Origin of the sequence: Pseudomonas kitaguniensis, from assembly GCF_049199985.1 — a bacterium.
GTDB lineage: Bacteria > Pseudomonadota > Gammaproteobacteria > Pseudomonadales > Pseudomonadaceae > Aquipseudomonas > Aquipseudomonas kitaguniensis.
Genome location: NZ_JBLZPT010000009.1, coordinates 82,362 through 101,330, shown reverse-complemented (window position 1 = coordinate 101,330; position 18,969 = coordinate 82,362). Strand labels below are relative to the sequence as shown.

The following is an 18,969-nucleotide window of genomic DNA, read 5'->3' as shown; positions in this document are numbered from 1 at the left end:
GTGCTTCGGGGGCTGGGTGAGGGGCTGACTATACGCGAAGGGGTTTACAGAGGGCGCCGTGTGCATAAAAAAGCGGAACAGTTCAAAGAACCTGTTCCGCTTAAAGGCGACGCTTTTTTAACCGGTCTTGAGTCTATGCGCGAGTAACCACGAGATTGGCGACCCTGTAATCATTGCCATAGGATCCCGCGTTATTGCTGTAAATCATGCATTCCACGGTGGCGGTATTGGCAATGAAATAGCCGGCCATTTGGAAGTACGCCATCGACCCGATATACGTTGGCGCCACCAGCAAACCTTGGTTCGTGTACAAAGAAACGAGGGGCAGAGAGTAACGACCATCTTCCCTTCGAATATTGATACTGAACATGTAGCGTGTACCGATGCGCATATTGTAAAAGGTTTTTATGAGTATCGGCCCGGCAGAATAGTTGGAGTAGGTATAATTTAACAGGCCCTGTGCCGAGAAACTCAGGTCTCTGGCATCCGCCACCGCTATGCCGGGTCTCCAGCCGCCAAATGAGAAGTTTTGAAGGCTGGCCGTGTCCGTTATAAGTGTTTGGGCGGTAATTACGGAGTACGTGGTAGTTGGGAATTGAACGTTCCCCAGGCTTTCCGCTTTGCCGTCATAGGCCACCTCGCAACTCAACTCTACTGCACTGTTGGTGGGTAATGCCAATAACCAACTTTTAAGGAACGGCGTATTCACCAGCCCTTTGGTGACTTCGGTCGCATTGATGGGGTAGTTTTCCAGCACTTTAAGCGGTAGCACCCCATGCGAGCGTGCTGTGATAGTCACCAACTGTCGCTCAACACTCAGCGGCCACTTTGGCAGCGTTAATGCAAACGTGCCTTGGAAGTTGTCCACGTCGAGCTTCCCGGCAGTGGCAATGCCGTTGATCAATGCCCGTGGCAAATCCGCCAGGCGCAGGGTTTGAACAGTCAGGGTCTGGATGTCTGACGAGGTCGTTTTTGTTCCAGAGAACGACGTGTAGTGTAAAGTGATGATTTTACCGACACTCGCAGCCAGAATCTGCGCATTGATGGGAAAGTCGACCTTTCCACCGGCGAGGCCCTTCTGCGGTGCAATCGTGGCCTGCGTACCGTCCGGGAAGGACCATTGCAAGGTAATCGTCTGCGTTGCGGTCATGCCTGTATAGGCAACGGTCACAAAAGCATTGTGCTCGTACACGAGCGGCTCGATGGCGATTGCAGCGCCAGCCTGATTGGCAAAGGCCGGTGCTGGCAGAACGCTGGGAATGGGCTGGATAATGTAATCGCGTGCCCCAAAGGGTACCGCTGTGTCCTTATCGGGGCTTTGCGTATAATTGACCCACATACGAAGCGTCAGGTGCGAGTTTTCTTTGAGTTGACGAAGCTCATCTACCGGCACCGGAGCGGAAATACCATGGGTGACGCCGAATTCTGTGACCAAGGCTTCGGAGAAAATGTCCCGTTCGTACGGGCTGCCATCGGCAAAAGTACCTGTGGCGGTCAACCAAACGTATTGGTTTGCATCAATAAAGTCCCACATACCAGCCTGGTAACGGGCGCCTTCTTTGAGCTCGTAGAGGGGCAACACTCCGAGTTCGAAAGCATCGATTCTCGGCGCCGGCAGCCCGGCCGGCGGCGGCAGTCTGTAGTCGCGGGTTACGGAGCGGTAGTCGAAAGGCCCTCGGGTAAAGTTGTAACTGACCGAAATGGTGTTGCCGTTCCGTCGAATAGCCTTGCCAATAACCTCAGGCGGGACAAAGGCAACCACTTTGTTAGTTGTTGAGTCACCCTCTAGCTGCAGCTCAATGCTGCTGACGCCGTAACTGCCTTTCCATTGGGCAAAGACTTGATCTTCATCGCGCAACGGCTTGATCGCTATTTCAATGTGCGCGCCGTGTAGCACGTCTTGCAGGTTGATTTGGTCTTGACGCGTACCGGCCTCAAGCACTTTTGGAATTTCCAGCTTCAATGCCTTGCCCACGCTGATGTAGCGCACTTCAGAGCGCAAAATTTTCGGCGGGGTGGTGGTTTTATCCGTAACGCTGTAGGTAAAGCTGATGATGGTTTCTTCGTTGTTATCCAGGACAAGCCGAGGCACCGGGATGCCTTGGGAGGGCAAAGCTGCGCCTGCGCTCGCTTTGGTGATTGGGATGCTGCCGCTGGCGGATCCCGCCTGGTTTTGCCCTACCACGCTCCAGGCCAGTACGTTGCCGATTACCGTGCCGTCGTAGGGAATATTTATCAAAATCTCGGGGTCTTTGATTTTTTTCGGGTCGATGTTGTTGTCTAAGACCCCTTGAACAATCGGCGCTAACAGCACGGGATCGCGCTCACCGATCTGGGCGATCAGTGTTCTAGAGTTGCGAATGACTTCGGCGCCCTCCCTGCTTTCGTTAGTGGAGTAACCCACTGCGACGTAGCCTTTGCCTTTTAGCTTTTGCAGGTTTTGCACGGTCACGCGGCGCGTACCACCTTGTGGACCCGCAAACTGCGTTTCGGAATAGGCTTCCAGGCCACCGATGGTTTGCAACGGTTTTATCCACAGTGCTTCCGGCCAGTTCGGATCGTGGGGCTGATAGGTCGGTATTTGCAAAGACAGGTCTGCGCTTTCAACAATCAAGCCCTCTTCAATCTGGGCCGTGATCACAGGCGGCATCAATATCTGAGTGCCCACCACTTTAACCATAGTGGTGACCGATTTATTCACCAGTGCCCCAGCAGCGTTGCGCCATTCAAAGCGTGCCCGGAACATTCCGCCTGCCAGGCCATTGAGGAAATCGAAACTGATGGGAAGCCTCTCGCTCCCCAGATTCCGGTCGATAATGGGCGGGAATTCTTTAACCCAAGACGCACCTTCCTTCGGCGTGATGTCCAGAAAGAAAATGATCTTGTGCGCAGGTTTAGGCGCAACCCGCAGGCGAGTGACTGCCGCCGTTAACGAGAATTCGAAGGCGGATTGGGTGTCGAGGTCGGCTATTTTGGTTTCTTCACCCTCATCGGCGCCAGGCGCTTTCGCTGTGAAGCTTGGGCCGGCGAGTAGTGTTTCGTCCAGTTCACTGCGCAGTGTGATGGGTTTCGAATAGGGGTATTTACCCCCCGAGACGTTCCCCACCACGTCTTTAACCTTGAAAAAAACCTCTACCGAACCGTACTGGGAGGCACTGCGGATATCACTCTCGCTGATCGGCACCCGGATCGGCCCAGGCCCGCCAGCTTCTGCAGGGCTCACACTGTAGGTGATCGGTTTGCCGTCAAACATGACCGAGATTTCATCGTTCTTGCGGATGTTCGGATACTTGTTTACCAGGCAAATCAACCCGCCTGCGATCGTTTCGTCGTCCAGGGTGTCGCCGTCTACGAGGGGAGTGCCAGCCGCCGCGGATATGATCGTCATGACCAACTCACTGTGCCATGGCTCCAGGACCCTGCGGTCTTCTCCGCCGGGCTTGGTGGTCTTGATCAGGATTTTTTGCGTGATAGAGCGACTTACCTGGCCGCTGGCAACGCGTACGACCCGACCGAGCATGTCGACTGTGCCCTCCGGCAGTTGTTGTTTCGGAACCCGCAACTCGTAACGCGTCAGCTTGGGGTCTCTGACGGTATCAAAGGCGGCAGGGTTGTTCAGTTCGTGGATGCGCAAGCCGAAGTAGTCGCCATTACTGACCGCTGGCCATGGTTCAAAAAAGAAGCGCGCCTCTGGTGTCACATGATCTGTGCCAAGACCGTAGACGGCTTCTTCAGGGTATTTGGTTTTATCCAACGCGACGAAAGCAGGCGGATAGGGGGCAACGTCGAGATCAATGGGTTCATCGGACATGAGCTTGTTCCTTGCAGGATGAGCACGTGGGGACTACGTACGTAAGAGGCAAGGTCAATAAGACGCCATAGAAGAAAACCGCGTCTAGCTGTGAGAATTGACAGTTCTGATGAGCGGCACATCGCCGTGTGCTCCCCGGAAGGGGAGCCGCGAAGCGTTTCAGCGTTTGTTCAGCACCCGCGCCAGACGATCGCCGCCCAGCTGAATCACCGCCACCAGCATCACCAGCAGCACAATCACGGTCAGCATGATCTGCGTATCAAACCGCTGATAGCCATAGCGGTAGGCGATGTCGCCCAAGCCGCCGGCGCCAATCGCCCCGGCCATGGCCGATGAGTTGATCATCGTCACCAAGGTAATCGTGAACCCGCCGACGATGCCCGGCAGTGCTTCCGGCAGCAGCACATGCCAGATGATGTGCCAGCGGCGGCAGCCCATGGCCTGTGCGGCTTCGATCAGACCATGGTCGACCTCGCGCAAGCTCACTTCGGCAATTCGCGCAAAAAACGGCGTGGCGGCGATGGTCAGTGGCACCACGGCGGCCCACACGCCGTAGGTGGTGCCGACGATCAGCCGGGTAAACGGGATCAGCGCAACCATTAAAATCAGGAAGGGTATGGAGCGGAACAGATTGACGAACGCCCCCAGCACGCGGTTCAGCGCCGGGGCTTGGTAGATGCCGCCCTTGTCGCTGGTGACCAGGAACACCGCCAGCGGAATCCCCACCAGCAGCGCGATCAGCGATGACACACCGACCATCAGCAACGTGTCGATGGCGCCCTGTAATAAACGATCAAACCACATAGCCCAGCACCTCCACCTGTTGTGCCCAGCGCCCGGCGAGGCTGCGCAGTTGTTCGGCATTCTGCGGCGAGCCATTTACCGCCAGTAGCACTTGCCCCAAGGCGTGCCCTTGAATCCGTTCCACACCGCCTTGCAGCAACCGCACACGCCCGCCGAGAGCGCTGAACAGTGCGGCCAGGTCTGGCTCGTCGGTAGCGCTGCCGGTGAACTGCAAGCGCAGCACCACGGCGGCTTCGGTCGACGCCGCGGTGGCCTGCAAACGGTTTTGCAGCTCTGGCGGCAACGCGTGTTGCAGCGGCGCCAGCAGGGTTTTACTGACCGCGTGCTGCGGGTTGCCGAACACTTGCCACACCGGGCCTTGCTCGACGATGTGCCCGTGTTCGAGCACCACCACGCGGTCGCAGATGTCGCGAATCACCGCCATCTCATGGGTGATCAACACGATGGTCAGGCCCAGGCGTTGGTTGATCTCGCGCAGCAAGCCGAGTATCGACTGGGTGGTCTCCGGGTCGAGGGCCGACGTGGCCTCGTCGCAGAGCAAAATCTGTGGGTCGTGCACCAGCGAGCGGGCGATGCCGACGCGTTGTTTTTGCCCGCCGGAAAGCTGCGCGGGGTAGGCCTTGTGTTTGTCCTGCAAACCGACCAGTTCGAGCAGCTCACGCACTTTTTGCTCGCGTTGCGGCTTGGGCACGCCAGCCACTCTCAGCGGCAATTCGACGTTCTGCCACACGGTCTTGGCCGACATCAGATTGAAGTGCTGGAAGATCATGCCGATGCGCCGACGCAGCGCCACCAGGCGGTCTTCGTCGAAGTCGCCGATGTCCACCTGATCGATCAACACCCGCCCGCTGCTCGGTTGTTCGAGGCGGTTGATGGTACGGATCAGCGAGGATTTACCGGCGCCGCTGCGGCCGATGATGCCGAACACTTCGCCGTGCTGAATCGCCAGGTCGATGCCTTGCAAGGCCTGCACACGGCCGTCGTAAGTCTTGCCCACGTTGATAAAACGCACATGGGCACGGTTCAAATCAGGGTGCAGCTCGGTTTGTTCGGCGCCCCTGGGCGCTAAGCCCAGGTCGCGCAATTGGGCGTTGGCGGCGGTCATTTTTTATCTTCCCAGCCGACTTGGTAGAGCTTGCCGAGGGATTTATCCAGGGCGGCGCGCACCACCGGCGAGTGCTGGTAGATGTCGACGAACTTGATCACGCGCGGGTCGGTTTTGCTTTTCGGCTGGATCACGAACTGAATCACGTATTCCGGGTGGTCGAGGCCGTCAAACAGCAGCGCCGACTCGGCATCAAAGGTCTTCGACAGGCGGATATACGCCGGGTAGCCCTGCACCAGGTCTGCATCGTCGTAAGCGCGCACCAGTTGCACCGCTTCCACTTGGAGGATCTTGAGCTTCTTCGGGTTGGCCACGATGTCTTCTTCGGTGGCCTTGTAGCCCACGCCCGGCTTGAGCGTGATCAAACCGGCCTTGGCCAGCAGTTGCAAGCCGCGACCGCTGTTGATCGGGTCGTTGGCAATCGCCACGCTGGCGCCTTGTGGCAGGTCGTTGAGGTTTTTGTACTGCTTGGAATACAGCCCGACGTTGTTGATGATGCCCGGCGCGTAGGGCACCAAGTCAAAGCCGGCAGCGGCCTTGGCGTTTTCAAGGAACGGGATGTGCTGGAAGTAGTTCACATCGATGTCGCCGGCGGCCAGGCTGACATTGGGCGCGATCCAGTCAGTGAATTCCACCAGCTCGACGTTCAGGCCTTGTTTGCCGGCCTCTTCAACGGCGGCTTCCAGCGGGATCGCGAAGGCGGCGGTGGTACCGACTTTCAGCGGTGCGTCGGCGGCGAACACCGCGCAGCTGAACAAACCGAAGGCCAGGGCCAGTGCTTTGACTGGGTGGGTGAGCAGCGTCTTTTTCATAATCGATTTCCAGTCATAAGGTGTTGGAGCACACAGTGAGGATCTAATGTGGGAGCAAGCCCCCTCCCACATTTTTGATCAGTGCCGGTAGGTGGAACCGGTGTGTTGTTCGGGCAGGCGTGCGCTGCCATGGAAGACTTTTTCGCGCAAGGTGCCTGCCTCATAGGCGGTTTTGTACGACCCGCGCCGCTGCAACTCGGGTACCACCAGATCAATGAAATCCACGTAGCTTTCCGGCGTGACAATGCGCGTGAGGTTGAAGCCATCCAGGCCGGTTTCGCTGATCCACGATTCCAGCTCATCGGCGACCTGTTCGGGTGAGCCCACCAGGGTGATATAGCGCCCGCCCAGCGCGTGCTGTTCGAGCAACTTGCGGCGGGTCCAGTCGTTGTTCTGCAAGTTCTTGGTCGCCGATTGGATAGCATTGCTCTTCACGTACTGGATCGGTTCGTCCAGTGCGTACTGCGCAAAATCAATTGCCGTGGACGCCGAAAAGTGCGCCACACCGGCTTCCGCGCTGGCGTAGCTGAGGTACTCGGCGTGCTTGTCCCAGGCCAACGCTTCGGTGGCGCCAACGATGACGTTGAGGCCCATGAACACCTTGATGTCATCCGCGTTGCGCCCGGCCTCGACTGCGCTGGCGCGCACCTTGTCCACCTGCGCCTTGGTCGACGCCTTGTTCTGGCCGCTGATGAATACGCACTCGGCATGCTGCCCGGCGAACAGCAAGCCACGCTCCGAACTGCCGGCCTGGAACAGCACCGGCGTGCGCTGCGGCGACGGCTCGCAGAGGTGATAACCCTCCACCTGGTAAAACTCGCCGTGGTGTTCGACCTTGTGCACCTTGCCCGGCTGGGCGTAAACCCGCGCCTGTGGGTCGTTGAGCACCGCGTCGTCTTCCCAGCTGCCCTCCCAGAGTTTGTACAGCACCTGCAGGTATTCATCGGCCTGGTCGTAGCGCCGGTCATGCTCGACCTGCTCCGTGAGGCCCATGGCCTTGGCGGCGCTGTCGAGGTAGCCGGTAACGATGTTCCAGCCAACCCGGCCACGGCTCAGGTGGTCGAGCGTGGACATGCGCCGCGCGAACAGATACGGCGGCTCATAGGTGAGGTTGGCGGTCAGGCCGAAGCCGAGGTTTTTGGTCACCGCGGCCATTGCCGACACCAGCAACAGCGGGTCGTTGACCGGCAGTTGGATCGACTCTTTGAGCGGCACATCGATGGCGTTCTGGTACACGTCATACACGCCAACGATGTCGGCGATGAACAAACCGTCGAACAACCCGCGCTCCAGGGTTTGCGCCAGTTCGGTCCAGTATTCGACGGTTTTGTACTGCGTGGAGGTGTCCCGAGGATGGGTCCACAAACCGTGGTTGATATGCCCGATGCAGTTCATGTTGAAGGCATTCAGCAGGATTTTTTTCTTGGCCATTCAGAGAGTCCCCCGCAGCGGCGGGTTTTCATCATTCAGGTAGTAATTGCCCACCGCGTGGTACTTCCAGCGCACCGGGTCGTGCAGGGTGTGCACGCGGGCGTTGCGCCAGTGGCGGTCGAGGCCGTGTTCGGCCAGGGTCGCCTGGCTGCCGGCCAACTCGAACAAGGTGCTGCCGGCGGCCAGGGAAATCTCGGTGCTCAAGGCGCGCACTTCGGCGACGGCGATGGACGCCGCCGCGACGGTTTCGGCGTTACTCTCGGCCTGGGCACGGTCGAGGAACTCGCCTGCGCGCTCAAGCAAGGCTTCGGCGGCGTGCAAGCGGATGCTCAGGTGGCCGAAGCTTTTCAGGGTCAGCGGGTCTTCGGTTGCCTTGTCGTTGCCAGAGTCGATCCACGGGCGTGTCTTGGTGCGCACAAAGTGCAGCGCATCTTCAAAGGCGGCGCGGGCGATGCCGGTGTCGATGGCGGCGTGCAAAATTTGCGCGAGTGGGCCGACGGTGGTCGGGCGTTCGAAGGCGCTCTGGAACGCAATCACGTCTTGGGCGGCCACCCACACGTTATCGAACACCACCGAGCCGCTGCCGGTGGTGCGCTGGCCGAAGCCGCTCCAGTCGTCGATCACACTCAGGCCTGCGCTTTCGCGAGGCACAAAGGCCAGTTGCTGCACGCCGTGTTCATCCACCACGGAGGTGGGGATGCGCTGCGCGTAAATAGCGCCCGTGGCGTAGAACTTGCGGCCGTTGATGCGAAAACCATCGCCGTCGCGGGTGAGCGAGGTCACGCGGTCGTGGGCGGTCTTGGTGCCCAGTTCCGCCAAGGCGTTGCCGAACCGCTGGCCGGCCAGCACGTCGGCATACAGGCGTTGTAGCTGCGCGGGGCTGCCGTTTACGCGCAGCACTTCCAGGGCATAAAAGTGGTTTTGCGGGATCTGGCCCAGCGAGGCGTCCGCCTGCGCGATCAGCGCAATCACCTTGGCCAGGGTGACGTTGGACACACCGGCGCCGCCGTATTCTTTGGGCACACTGATGCCCCACAGGCCGGAGCGGGAGAACACGTCCAGCTCAGGCAAGGGCAGGCGGCGTTCGCGGTCACGCTGGGCGCTGTCGCGCCGGAAATCTTCGGCCAAGTCGCTGGCGACAATAAGGGCGTGTTCATCGCTGGTAATAACCGCGACGTTCGGGGAAAAAGTCATGCGTTTCTCCAGAAGACTGGTCGGTTAAATCCAGGAGTGGCGAGCGGGTAACGTGCCGTTCAAGCGGTAAGCACCCACCGCGTGATACTTCCAGCGCACCGGGTCGTGCAGCGTGTGCACGCGCGCATTACGCCAGTGGCGGTCGAGGTTGAATTCGGCGAGGGTCGCGCGGCTGCCGGCCAGCTCGAAAAGCTTTTCGCTGACCAGCAACGACACTTCGGTGGTCAGCACTTTCGCTTCTGCCACGGCAATTGAGGCGCGCGCGGCGGATTGCGCGGTGATCGGCGCAGCACTGACTTCGTCGAGCACCTTACCGGCCTTGCGCAACAGGGCTTCGGCGGCATGCAGTTCGATTTTCAACTTGCCAATATCGGCGATCACGTACAGGTCATCACTCGCGCGCTCGACCTTGGCGTCGATCCACGGGCGCGAGCGTTCACGCACGAAGGCGATGGTGTCATCGAGGGCACCACGCGCGATGCCGGCGTCGATGGCGGCCTGAATCAACTGCGAGACGGCGCCCTGGATATTCGGGCTTTCGCCAATGCGCCAGTTTTCGACCACCAGCTCTGCGTCCACCGCCACCTGGTCCAACAGCACCGTGCCGCTGGCCGTGGTGCGTTGGCCAAAGCCCGACCAGTCATCCACGATGCGCAGGCCTTCGCTGCCACGGCGTACAAACGCCATGACTTGTTTGCCGTCAGCGTTGAGTGCCTTGATGGCAACCCAATGCGCGAACAGTGCGCCGGTTGAGTAAAATTTCTGGCCGCTGACCACATAACCGTCGCCGTCTGCGGTGATGCGCGCTTTGAGCTCCAGGGTGTTCTTGGTGCCGCGTTCCGGGCCACCGTTACCAATGCGCCAACCGTCGAGCACGCTTTGGAACAGCTGCTTTTTCTGGCGCTCGGTGGCGCAGCCTTGCAACAGGTACAGGATGCCGAAATGGTTCTGCGGGATTTGGCCAAGGGCCGGGTCAGCCGCGCTGATAATCGCGAACACATCGGCCAGGGTCACGAAGGACACCTGCGGGCCGCCGTATTCACGCGGAATGGAAATACTGCCGAGCCCGCTGCGGGTGAACTGCTCGATCTGCGCCCAAGGCAGTTTGCGCTGCTGGTCGCGCTTGGCCGCTTGCAGGCGTGCAGCCTGTGCCAACTCCACGGCTGCGCTCAACGCTTGGGCGTCGTCGCGCAGCACGCTGGCCGGCAATAAAAGTGGGGCTACATCCAAGTCACTTTGGGGGAGTGTTACAGCCACGTTAGACATCAGCGCCGCTCCTTGGCTGCACGTAATGCCCTGGCGTTACGCACCGGGGTAATTTTGATCATACCGACCTCGCATTCAATGAAATAAAAACAGAAAAATCAGAGATGTCCGGTGGTCCGGTGCATATACCCTAGGCGTGTTAAATCTTTAAATAAACTAACTTTTAGGAATATGCATAGACCGGCGATCACCCAGGCTCGCAAGGCGAGCCGGGGTGACGCGGTTGGTAGGTAGCCGCGGCCCCGGCCGTGCGGGCTGGCGTCTGTGGCGAGCAGGCGGCGATGTTCAGGGCGCGCACCGGTGCCCAGCGTGAATTATTACCGACGCGGTCGAGAATGCAGTACGTCACCTCCAGGCGCGTGTCGTCGCCCGCTTCGACAATCACCGCCGAGGGCACCCACACCTGCACCGGCAGGCCGATGCCACTGGCCTGGATTATCGGCAGGTCCATGCGCACATCACCCCAGCGCAGGGTAATTGCGTCGCCTGTTGCCATGCCCCAATAGGGCTCGATGGTCAGCGGAATGCCGCGTCGTACCTGGCTGCTGTTGACGCCGTAACGCCGGATGGTTTCGGGCAGGCTCACACGGTTGAGGTTCTGGTTTTCGTCGCAGTTTTCAGTGTTGAGCGGCGCCGCAAGCTGGCCGCCCGGGCAGTCGGTTTTTACCTGCACGCAGGCTACCGCCGAACGTGCCGGGGCGTAGCCTACTTGCATGACGTGGTAGTGCACGCGTGCCGAGCCATCCTGCACAAAACTTTGCGGGACGCGCAGGCGTGTCGACGTGCCCACTTTGCACGCGGTAATCCGACGCGAGTCGGCGAAGCAGTTGTTCCAGAACAGCTCGATCAGGTCGCCTTCCTCCATGCCGGGGTAGGGGCCTATGTCCACCTGCAGTTGGGCGGCGGCGAGGGCATTGATGCCGTGTCGATTAGCCTGGGGCAAGGTCGGTGCGGTGAGCATGGCCGGGGTTGCAGTGCGCGTCATCAGTAATCTCCTTTATGCAGCCAGCAGCAATCGTTCCGGCGCCCGTGGCGCAATGGTGCGCGGGGTGCCGAAAGGAACGATTCAGTGAGTAGCCGGGATGGGATCCAATCCTCTGGACGCTAGATAAGAGGGTTGGCCGCGGGGCGTCAATGGCGGCAAAGGGCTAAACGGCGGGTTCAAGCAAATTCAGAAGGGTCTGACTGACGGGGGGATTTTTGCGGGTTGGGGCAGGGTGATTTACCGGCGGCTAATGAGCACTCCCTGTAGGAACGCAGCTCACTGTGAGCGGTTAGCTCAAAAGCGCTTTTTGGCGTGCGCGGGCTTGCTCGCGATGCAGGCACCTCGGACCATCAGGCCTACCTGGTTGATGCCATCGCGAGCAAGCCCGCTCCTACAGTTGACCAGGCCCGGCCAAAAAGCTGTTGCGCGCTAATGCGCTAAAAACTTGCTCAAGAACTGCCGGGTGCGCTCTTCCTTGGGGTTGGCAAACAGCGCCTTGGCGTCGCCCTGTTCGACGATCACGCCCTTGTCGAAGAAGACCACCCGGTTGGCCACATCACGCGCAAAACTCATCTCGTGGGTGACGATGACCATGGTGCGGTTTTCTTCGGCCAGGCTACGAATCGTCGCCAGTACTTCGCCAACCAGTTCCGGGTCAAGGGCCGAGGTCGGCTCGTCAAACAGAATCACCTCCGGTTCCATGGCCAACGCACGGGCAATCGCCACACGCTGTTGCTGGCCACCGGACAAACGCCGCGGGTACGACGCTTCCTTGCCCGCCAGGCCGACCCTGGCCAGCAGTTTGCGGCCCAGCGCATCTGCCGCTTCGCGCGGCATCTTCTTGACCACGATCGGGCCTTCGATAACGTTTTCCAACGCGGTGCGGTGCGGGAACAGGTTGAAGTTCTGGAACACAAAACCCACGTGCTGGCGCAAGCGCCGTACCAGGCCTTGTTGCTGGTTGAGCGGTTTGCTGCTGTCGATCTCGATGTCACCGACCTTGACGCGGCCGCTGGTGGGCTCTTCAAGAAAATTCAGGCAGCGCAGAAAGGTGGTTTTGCCGGAACCACTGGGGCCAATGATGGCGACTACTTCGCCCGCCTTGACCTCAAGGTTGATGCCGTTGAGTACCACCTGACCGTTGAATTGTTTGGTCAGTTTTTCAACCACGATCATGCTTCAAGACTCCAGGTCATGCCGGTTGACCCGGTCTTCCAGGCGATTTTGAAAATGCGCCAGGATGCTCGCCAGGACCCAGTAGATCAGGGCGGCGGAGAGGTACATGGTGAAAATTTCGAAGGTCCGTGCAGACACCAACTGAGCCTGACGGAACAGCTCGGGCACCTGGATGGTGGCGGCCAGCGCCGTGTCCTTGACCAGTGAAATAAAGCTGTTGCCCAGCGGCGGCAACGCGGTGCGCATCGCCTGCGGCAGGATGGCCCGGCGCAGGGTTTGCGCACGGGTCATGCCGATACTGGCGGCGGCTTCCCACTGGCCGCGCTCGATGGAGCTGATCGCGGCGCGCAGAATTTCACAGGCATACGCCGCCATGTTCAGCGAAAAGCCGATCATGGCGGCTGGAATCGGGTCCAGCTCGATGCCCACTTGCGGTAAGCCGTAGTAGATCAGGAACAGCTGCACCAGCAAGGGCGTGCCGCGAAAGAACGACACGTAGACGCGGGCGACCCAGGTGAACGGCTTGAAGCGCGACAAGCGCATCAAGGCCAGGCCGAAGCCCAGCAGCGAGCCGAACAGCATGCCACCGAGGCTGAGAATCACCGTGTAGTACGCGCCCTTGAGCAGAAAGGGCGCGGAGTCCAGCGCGAGTTGTAAACCTGCTTCCATTATTGAGTGACGTCAGCGTTGAAGTATTTCTCGGAGAGCTTCTTCAAGGTGCCATCGGCACGCAGTTCGTCGATAGCTTTGTTAACCGCGGCGAGCAACTCAGGGTCACCTTTGCGCAACGCAACACCGGCTTCCTGACGCGAGAAGGCGTCGCCTGCAGCGGCGGTGTCCGGGGCTTTTTTGGCGTATTCCAGCGCGGCCAGACGGTCGATCAGAATGGCGTCGATGCGGCCGATGCGCAGGTCCTGGAACTTGGTTGGGTCATCGTTATAGGTCTTGATAATGGCTTTAGGCTGGTTTTCCTTGAGCCATTGTTCGTAGTTGGTGCCCAGGCCTACACCGATCTTTTTGCCCGCCAGGTCGTTGGCGGTCTTGATCGAATCGACGTTCTTTTTCAGAACCAGCGCCTGAATACCGGAGACGGTGTAAGGCTGAGAGAAGTCGTATTTTTTCTTGCGCTCCTCGGAGATCGTCACCTGGTTGATCACAGCGTCCAAGCGCTTGGATTCCAGGGCGGCGAGGATGCCGTCCCACGGCGTGGCGCTGAGCTTGACCTTGACGCCGAGCTTCTTGGCCAGCGCTTCGGACAACTCGACTTCGAAACCGGTGAGCTTGCCGTCTTCACCGACAAAGCTGAATGGTGGGTAAGTGCCTTCCAGGCCAACCTTGAGTTCGCCGGCCTTTTTAATCGAGTCCAACTGTTCGCCGGCAACCGCCTGGCCCATCCAACCTGCACCCAGCGCCAGGCCCAATGTTCCCACCAGCAACGTGCGACGCAATACTGAAATAGTCATGAACAGCCTCTGTGTTTTTTATGTTGAGCGGAGCAGGTGATGCGGTACTCGTATCCTGCCTTAAAGCGCGATTGGCGTCTTCGCCTGCGGCGCGACTATAAAGCCAGTTCTTAAGACTTGAAAATAATATAAATCTAATTTGTTATTCCATTTTAGAATATTCAGCTGGTCCATTGTGGGAGCGGGCTTGCTCGCGATAGCGATGTATCAGTTGAAAAATACCTACCTGACACCGCGCAATCGCGAGCAAGCCTGCTTCCATAGGTTGATCTGCGTTTATTCAATTGAACGCCGAGTCATACGCAAATAGCGCCGGCGCCCCGCCGGTGTGCAGAAAAATGATTGGGCCGTCCTCAAACCGCTGGCGCCCGATGCCATCCAGCAAACCCGCCATGGCCTTGCCAGTGTAGACCGGGTCTAACAGCAGGCCCTCCTGACTGGCCAGCAGTTTGACAGCCGCCAAGGTGCCGGCGTTCGGCTCGCCGTAGCGCGGGCCGAAGTATTCGTCCCACAAAATCACTTTGAAAGCCTCTGGCACGTCCACGCCCAGCAACTCGGCGGTGCGTTCGGCCAAGCCCTGCACTTTCGGGCGCTGGGCTTCGTCGGTGCGCGACACGGTCACGCCGATTACCGGCACAGTCGGCAGCACCTCACTCAGCGCCAATGCCAGCCCGCTGTGGGTGCCCGCACTGCCGGAGGCCAGCACCACGGCGGCGAATTGAATACCGCTGTCTTCGATCTGCCCGGCCAGTTCCAGCCCGGCGCGCACGTAACCCAGCGCACCGAGTGCGTTCGAGCCGCCAATCGGCACCAAGTAGGGTTTTTTGCCATTGCTGCGCAGGCGGTCGGCGACGGCGTTGAGTTGCTCGTCGACGTTGTCGAGGTTTTCGACCCGCTCAACCTTGGCGTCGAACAGCTCCAGCAGCAGGCGGTTGCCATTGCCCAAGTAGCTGGGGTCTTCGGTGCCGGTGGGGTTTTCCAGCAACGCAACGCAGCCCATGCCCAGCCTGGCCGCGAGGGCGGCGGTCTGGCGTACGTGATTGGACTGGATGGCGCCAGCGGTCACCAGGGTGTCGGCACCTTGGGCGATGGCATCGGCGGCCAGGTATTCGAGTTTGCGCAGCTTGTTGCCGCCCATGGCCAAGGGCGTCGTATCGTCGCGTTTGACGTAAATGTCCCTGCCCAACCAGGCCGACAGCCGCTCGAGCTTTTCCAGGGCAGTGGCGCCGCCCAGCAGTTGCAGGCGGTTAAAACGGTCGAGCTGTTGTTTGATCATGGCTACGCACGGTGGCTAAGTGATGGGGGGACTATAGGCAGGCACTTTTCATCGGGCAACCGCCAATCCACTATGCGGTTTGGTTATTTGCTCGGCATGATTGGTTATTAAGGATGATGCATTGGCATGTCGTAAAGTAAGCGGGAATTTCATCTACAAGCTGCAAGTGACCCGCTCAAGTAAAAGCCAAGCTGCTTTTGCTTGCCGCTTCAAGCTTGCCGCTTACCACTACCGAAGGCCTCCCCTTGAGTGAGCGTTCCAGTCATTGGCAATTACACACCATCGTCAACGAACTGCGCGACGCCCGGGACCAGTGGCGAGCACGCAATGGCCGCTTGAGTGGCGAGCACGGCGGGCGCGAATTACCCGCGCGTGAAGCGATGGCGCAGATTCTTGAAGCGCTGTGCGGGGCGTTGTTTCCGATGCGCCTGGGGCCGGTGGACCTGCGTGAAGAAAGTGAAGACTTTTACGTCGGGCATACCCTCGACGTCGCCTTGAATGCCTTGCTGGGCCAGGCCCGCCTGGAGCTGCGTTACGCCGCACGCCAGGGCGGTAAGGATGACGTCGAAGTCGACGCGCTGGCCATCCGCTTGATTCAGGATTTCGCCCTGGCGCTGCCTTCACTGCGCAGCCTGCTCGACACCGACGTGTTGGCCGCCTATCACGGCGACCCGGCCGCGCGCAGTGTGGATGAGGTATTGCTGTGCTACCCGGGGATTCTGGCGGTGATTCACCATCGCCTCGCGCACCATCTGTACCGCGCCGGGTTGCCGCTGTTGGCGCGCATCAGTGCGGAGATTGCGCACTCGGCCACCGGTATTGATATTCACCCAGGCGCGCAGATCGGCCCGAGTTTCTTTATCGACCACGGCACGGGCGTGGTGATTGGCGAGACCGCGATCATTGGCGAGCGCGTGCGTATTTACCAGGCCGTGACGTTGGGCGCCAAGCGCTTCCCGGCGGATGAGGACGGGCAGTTGCAAAAGGGCCATCCCCGGCATCCGATTGTTGAGGATGACGTGGTGATCTACGCCGGGGCGACGATTTTGGGGCGCATTACCATAGGCAAGGGTTCGACGGTGGGCGGCAACGTGTGGCTGACCCGCAGTGTGCCGGCGGGGGCGAACATCACGCAGGCGAACCTGCAGCATGATGATGGGGCGCAAAAGTAGCGACTCAACACACATCCAATGTGGCAGGGGGCTTGCTCCCGATTGCAGTGTGTCGGCCAGCACAGGTGTAGCTGAACCACCGCTATCGGGAGCAAGCCCCCTCCCACATGTTTAACCGCATTCCAAATTCCCCCGGCAATCGCTGAACGATTTCCGTCGCTCACCCGTCATACCTTTCCTTGAGCTAGTGTAGGTATAGCCGACCACTCAGCCCCGCGATTAGTCCAAAACCGCCTATCCATGTTTAACTTGAATGTTCGTTCAAGTTAAACCCGGTGGTTCGCTGCCCGCTCACAACAGGAGGCTTACCTTTGCTGAGTCCGTTATTTACAGCCACATCCGACACCTTCGAGGTGCATCGTTCATGAGTGCATCGTCCACCCCATCCAGCGGCCAAGTGCGCATGAATGCGCCCGTTTTCTACTTTGCCGCCACCGTGATCATGCTGTTTGGCATCACGGTTATCGCTATCCCGCAACAGGCCGGTGCTTGGCTGCTGGCCGCGCAAAACTGGGCGGCCAACACGGTCGGCTGGTACTACATGCTGGCGATGACCCTGTATCTGGTCTTCGTGGTGGTCACCGCGCTATCGGGCTACGGCAAGATAAAACTCGGTGCCGACCACGACGAGCCCGAATTCAGTTACCTGTCCTGGGCCGGCATGTTGTTCGCCGCCGGGATCAGCATCACGCTGTTTTTCTTCTGCGTGTCGGAGCCGCTGACGCACTTGGTGCAACCGCCGCAGGGCGCGCCGTTGAACGCCGATGCTGCGCGCCAGGCCATGCAGATTCTGTTTCTGCACTGGGGCCTGCACGGCTGGGGCGTGTTCGCCTTTGTCGGCATGGCGCTGGCGTACTTTGCCTACCGGCATAACCTGCCGCTGGCGCTGCGTTCGGCGCTGTACCCGCTGATCGGCAAGCGCATTAACGGGCCTATCGGTTACGCAGTGGATGGCTTCGGCATCATTGCCACGGTGTTTGGCCTCGGCGCCGACATGGGCTTTGGCGTGCTGCACCTCAACTCCGGCCTCGACTACCTGTTCGGCATCGCGCATACCCAGTGGATTCAGGTCGGCCTGATAACGCTGATGATGGGCGCCGCTATCCTGGTCGCCGTGGCCGGCGTGGACAAGGGCGTGCGGGTGATGTCCGACATCAACATGCTGCTGGCCTGTGCGCTGCTGCTGTTCGTGTTGTTTGCCGGGCCTACCCAGCATTTGCTCAACACCCTGATCCAGAACATCGGTGACTACCTGGGTGCGTTGCCGACCAAGAGTTTCGACGTGTACGCCTACGACAAACCCAGCGACTGGCTGGGCGGTTGGACGGTGTTCTACTGGGCCTGGTGGATCGCATGGTCGCCGTTCGTGGGCCTGTTTATTGCGCGCATCTCGCGTGGCCGTACCATCCGCGAATTCGTGTTTGGCGTGCTACTGATTCCGCTGGGTTTCACCCTGGCGTGGATGTCGATTTTCGGCAACAGCGCCATCGACCAAGTGCTTAACCACGGCATGACTGCGCTCGGCCAGTCGGCCATTGACGACCCGTCGATGAGCCTCTACCTGCTGCTCGAAACCTACCCGTGGAGCAAGACCGTTATCGCGGTCACGGTGTTTATCAGCTTCGTGTTCTTCGTCACCTCGGCCGACTCCGGCACCGTGGTGCTGTCGACCCTGTCGTCCAAAGGCGGCAACGCTGACGAAGACGGCCCGAAATGGCTGCGCGTATTCTGGGGCGCGATGACCGCGCTGGTCACCAGTGCCTTGCTGTTTGCCGGCAGTATCGATTCGCTGAAGTCGGCAGTAGTGCTGACCTCGCTGCCGTTCTCGCTGATTTTGCTGTTGATGATGTGGGGGCTGCACAAAGCCTTCTACCTTGAGTCGCAAAAGCAGATTGCGCAGTTGCATTCCCTGGCACCGGTGTCGGGTTCGCGCAAGGGCACAGGCGGCTGGCGCCAACGTTTGGGCCAGGCGGTGCATTTCCCGTCCAGGGATGAGGTGTACCGTTTCCTTGAAACCACGGTGCGGCCAGCGATCGAAGAAGTGACGGCGGTGTTTGTCGAAAAAGGCCTGAGTGTCGTCACTCAGCCGGACCCGTCCAACGACAGCGTCAGCCTCGAAATTGGCCACGGCGAAGAGCATCCATTCGTTTACCAGGTACAGATGCGCGGCTATTTCACGCCGTCATTTGCACGCGGTGGCATGGGCTCCAAGCAGCTCAATAACCGTCGCTATTACCGCGCCGAAGTGCACTTGAGCGAGGGCAGCCAAGACTACGACTTGGTCGGCTACACCAAGGAGCAGATCATCAACGACATCCTCGACCAGTACGAGCGACACTTGCAGTTCCTGCACTTGGTGCGCTAACCGGTTGAACCCCGCAAAGCCCCGTTCTACGGGGCTTTCTTAAACTTAATTTCATCTGTCAAAGCGCTGTTTTGACGCGTAACTGTCATCTGGTCACTGCGTAATTGTG

14 protein-coding genes are annotated in these 18,969 nt (G+C 59.6%); 2 read left to right on the top strand and 12 right to left on the bottom strand.

The window, feature by feature from the left end:
- Positions 1-133: 133 nt before the first annotated feature.
- From ACOZK9_RS13800 to ACOZK9_RS13745, 12 genes are all read right to left on the bottom strand, one after another.
- Complete coding sequence (locus tag ACOZK9_RS13800; protein WP_152750462.1) at positions 134-3,811, bottom strand: Rossmann-fold NAD(P)-binding domain-containing protein; 3,678 nt, start codon at positions 3,809-3,811, stop codon at positions 134-136.
- Positions 3,812-3,970: 159 nt separating this feature from the next.
- A complete protein-coding gene (locus ACOZK9_RS13795) occupies positions 3,971-4,615 on the bottom strand; it encodes a methionine ABC transporter permease (RefSeq protein WP_038843591.1) in 645 nt (214 codons plus the stop codon).
- On the bottom strand, positions 4,605-5,720 hold the full coding sequence (locus tag ACOZK9_RS13790; protein ID WP_421556024.1) for a methionine ABC transporter ATP-binding protein: 1,116 nt from the start codon (positions 5,718-5,720) through the stop codon (positions 4,605-4,607). The genes ACOZK9_RS13795 and ACOZK9_RS13790 overlap by 11 nt, the downstream gene beginning before the upstream one ends.
- Positions 5,717-6,532 (bottom strand): MetQ/NlpA family ABC transporter substrate-binding protein, encoded by an 816-nt coding sequence (locus ACOZK9_RS13785; RefSeq protein ID WP_058413065.1) that lies wholly within the window; start codon positions 6,530-6,532, stop codon positions 5,717-5,719. Before ACOZK9_RS13785 ends, ACOZK9_RS13790 begins: the two co-directional genes overlap by 4 nt.
- A gap of 78 nt (positions 6,533-6,610) precedes the next feature.
- The gene (locus ACOZK9_RS13780) at positions 6,611-7,963 is read right to left on the bottom strand and encodes an LLM class flavin-dependent oxidoreductase (protein ID WP_421556023.1); all 1,353 of its coding nucleotides are present in this window, start codon (positions 7,961-7,963) and stop codon (positions 6,611-6,613) included.
- Positions 7,964-9,157, bottom strand: a complete 1,194-nt coding sequence (locus tag ACOZK9_RS13775; protein ID WP_421556022.1) for an SfnB family sulfur acquisition oxidoreductase — start codon at positions 9,155-9,157, stop codon at positions 7,964-7,966.
- Between the two features lie 24 nt (positions 9,158-9,181).
- Complete coding sequence (locus tag ACOZK9_RS13770; protein WP_421556021.1) at positions 9,182-10,423, bottom strand: SfnB family sulfur acquisition oxidoreductase; 1,242 nt, start codon at positions 10,421-10,423, stop codon at positions 9,182-9,184.
- A gap of 187 nt (positions 10,424-10,610) precedes the next feature.
- Positions 10,611-11,408: a hypothetical protein gene (locus ACOZK9_RS13765; RefSeq protein ID WP_421556020.1), complete on the bottom strand. Its 798-nt coding sequence runs from the start codon at positions 11,406-11,408 to the stop codon at positions 10,611-10,613.
- Between the two features lie 429 nt (positions 11,409-11,837).
- Positions 11,838-12,584, bottom strand: a complete 747-nt coding sequence (gene tcyN / locus ACOZK9_RS13760; protein WP_421556019.1) for an L-cystine ABC transporter ATP-binding protein TcyN — start codon at positions 12,582-12,584, stop codon at positions 11,838-11,840.
- A gap of 3 nt (positions 12,585-12,587) precedes the next feature.
- Positions 12,588-13,253 carry a cystine ABC transporter permease gene (gene tcyL / locus ACOZK9_RS13755; protein WP_421556018.1) on the bottom strand — a complete coding sequence of 222 codons (666 nt, stop codon included), beginning with the start codon at positions 13,251-13,253 and terminating at the stop codon, positions 12,588-12,590.
- A complete protein-coding gene (gene tcyJ / locus ACOZK9_RS13750; protein ID WP_152750452.1) occupies positions 13,253-14,047 on the bottom strand; it encodes a cystine ABC transporter substrate-binding protein in 795 nt (264 codons plus the stop codon). Before tcyJ ends, tcyL begins: the two co-directional genes overlap by 1 nt.
- Positions 14,048-14,327: 280 nt before the next feature.
- Positions 14,328-15,323 carry a D-cysteine desulfhydrase gene (locus tag ACOZK9_RS13745; protein ID WP_058413073.1) on the bottom strand — a complete coding sequence of 332 codons (996 nt, stop codon included), beginning with the start codon at positions 15,321-15,323 and terminating at the stop codon, positions 14,328-14,330.
- 245 nt (positions 15,324-15,568) lie between these two features.
- On the opposite strand from ACOZK9_RS13745, the gene epsC reads away from it, so the two are divergent.
- Both epsC and betT read left to right on the top strand, forming a co-directional pair.
- The gene (gene epsC / locus ACOZK9_RS13740; RefSeq protein ID WP_058413074.1) at positions 15,569-16,495 is read left to right on the top strand and encodes a serine O-acetyltransferase EpsC; all 927 of its coding nucleotides are present in this window, start codon (positions 15,569-15,571) and stop codon (positions 16,493-16,495) included.
- A gap of 403 nt (positions 16,496-16,898) precedes the next feature.
- Entirely contained in the window at positions 16,899-18,860 is a 1,962-nt protein-coding gene (gene betT, locus ACOZK9_RS13735; RefSeq protein WP_206670186.1) for a choline transporter BetT, read from the top strand.
- The last annotated feature ends 109 nt before the right edge of the window (positions 18,861-18,969 follow it).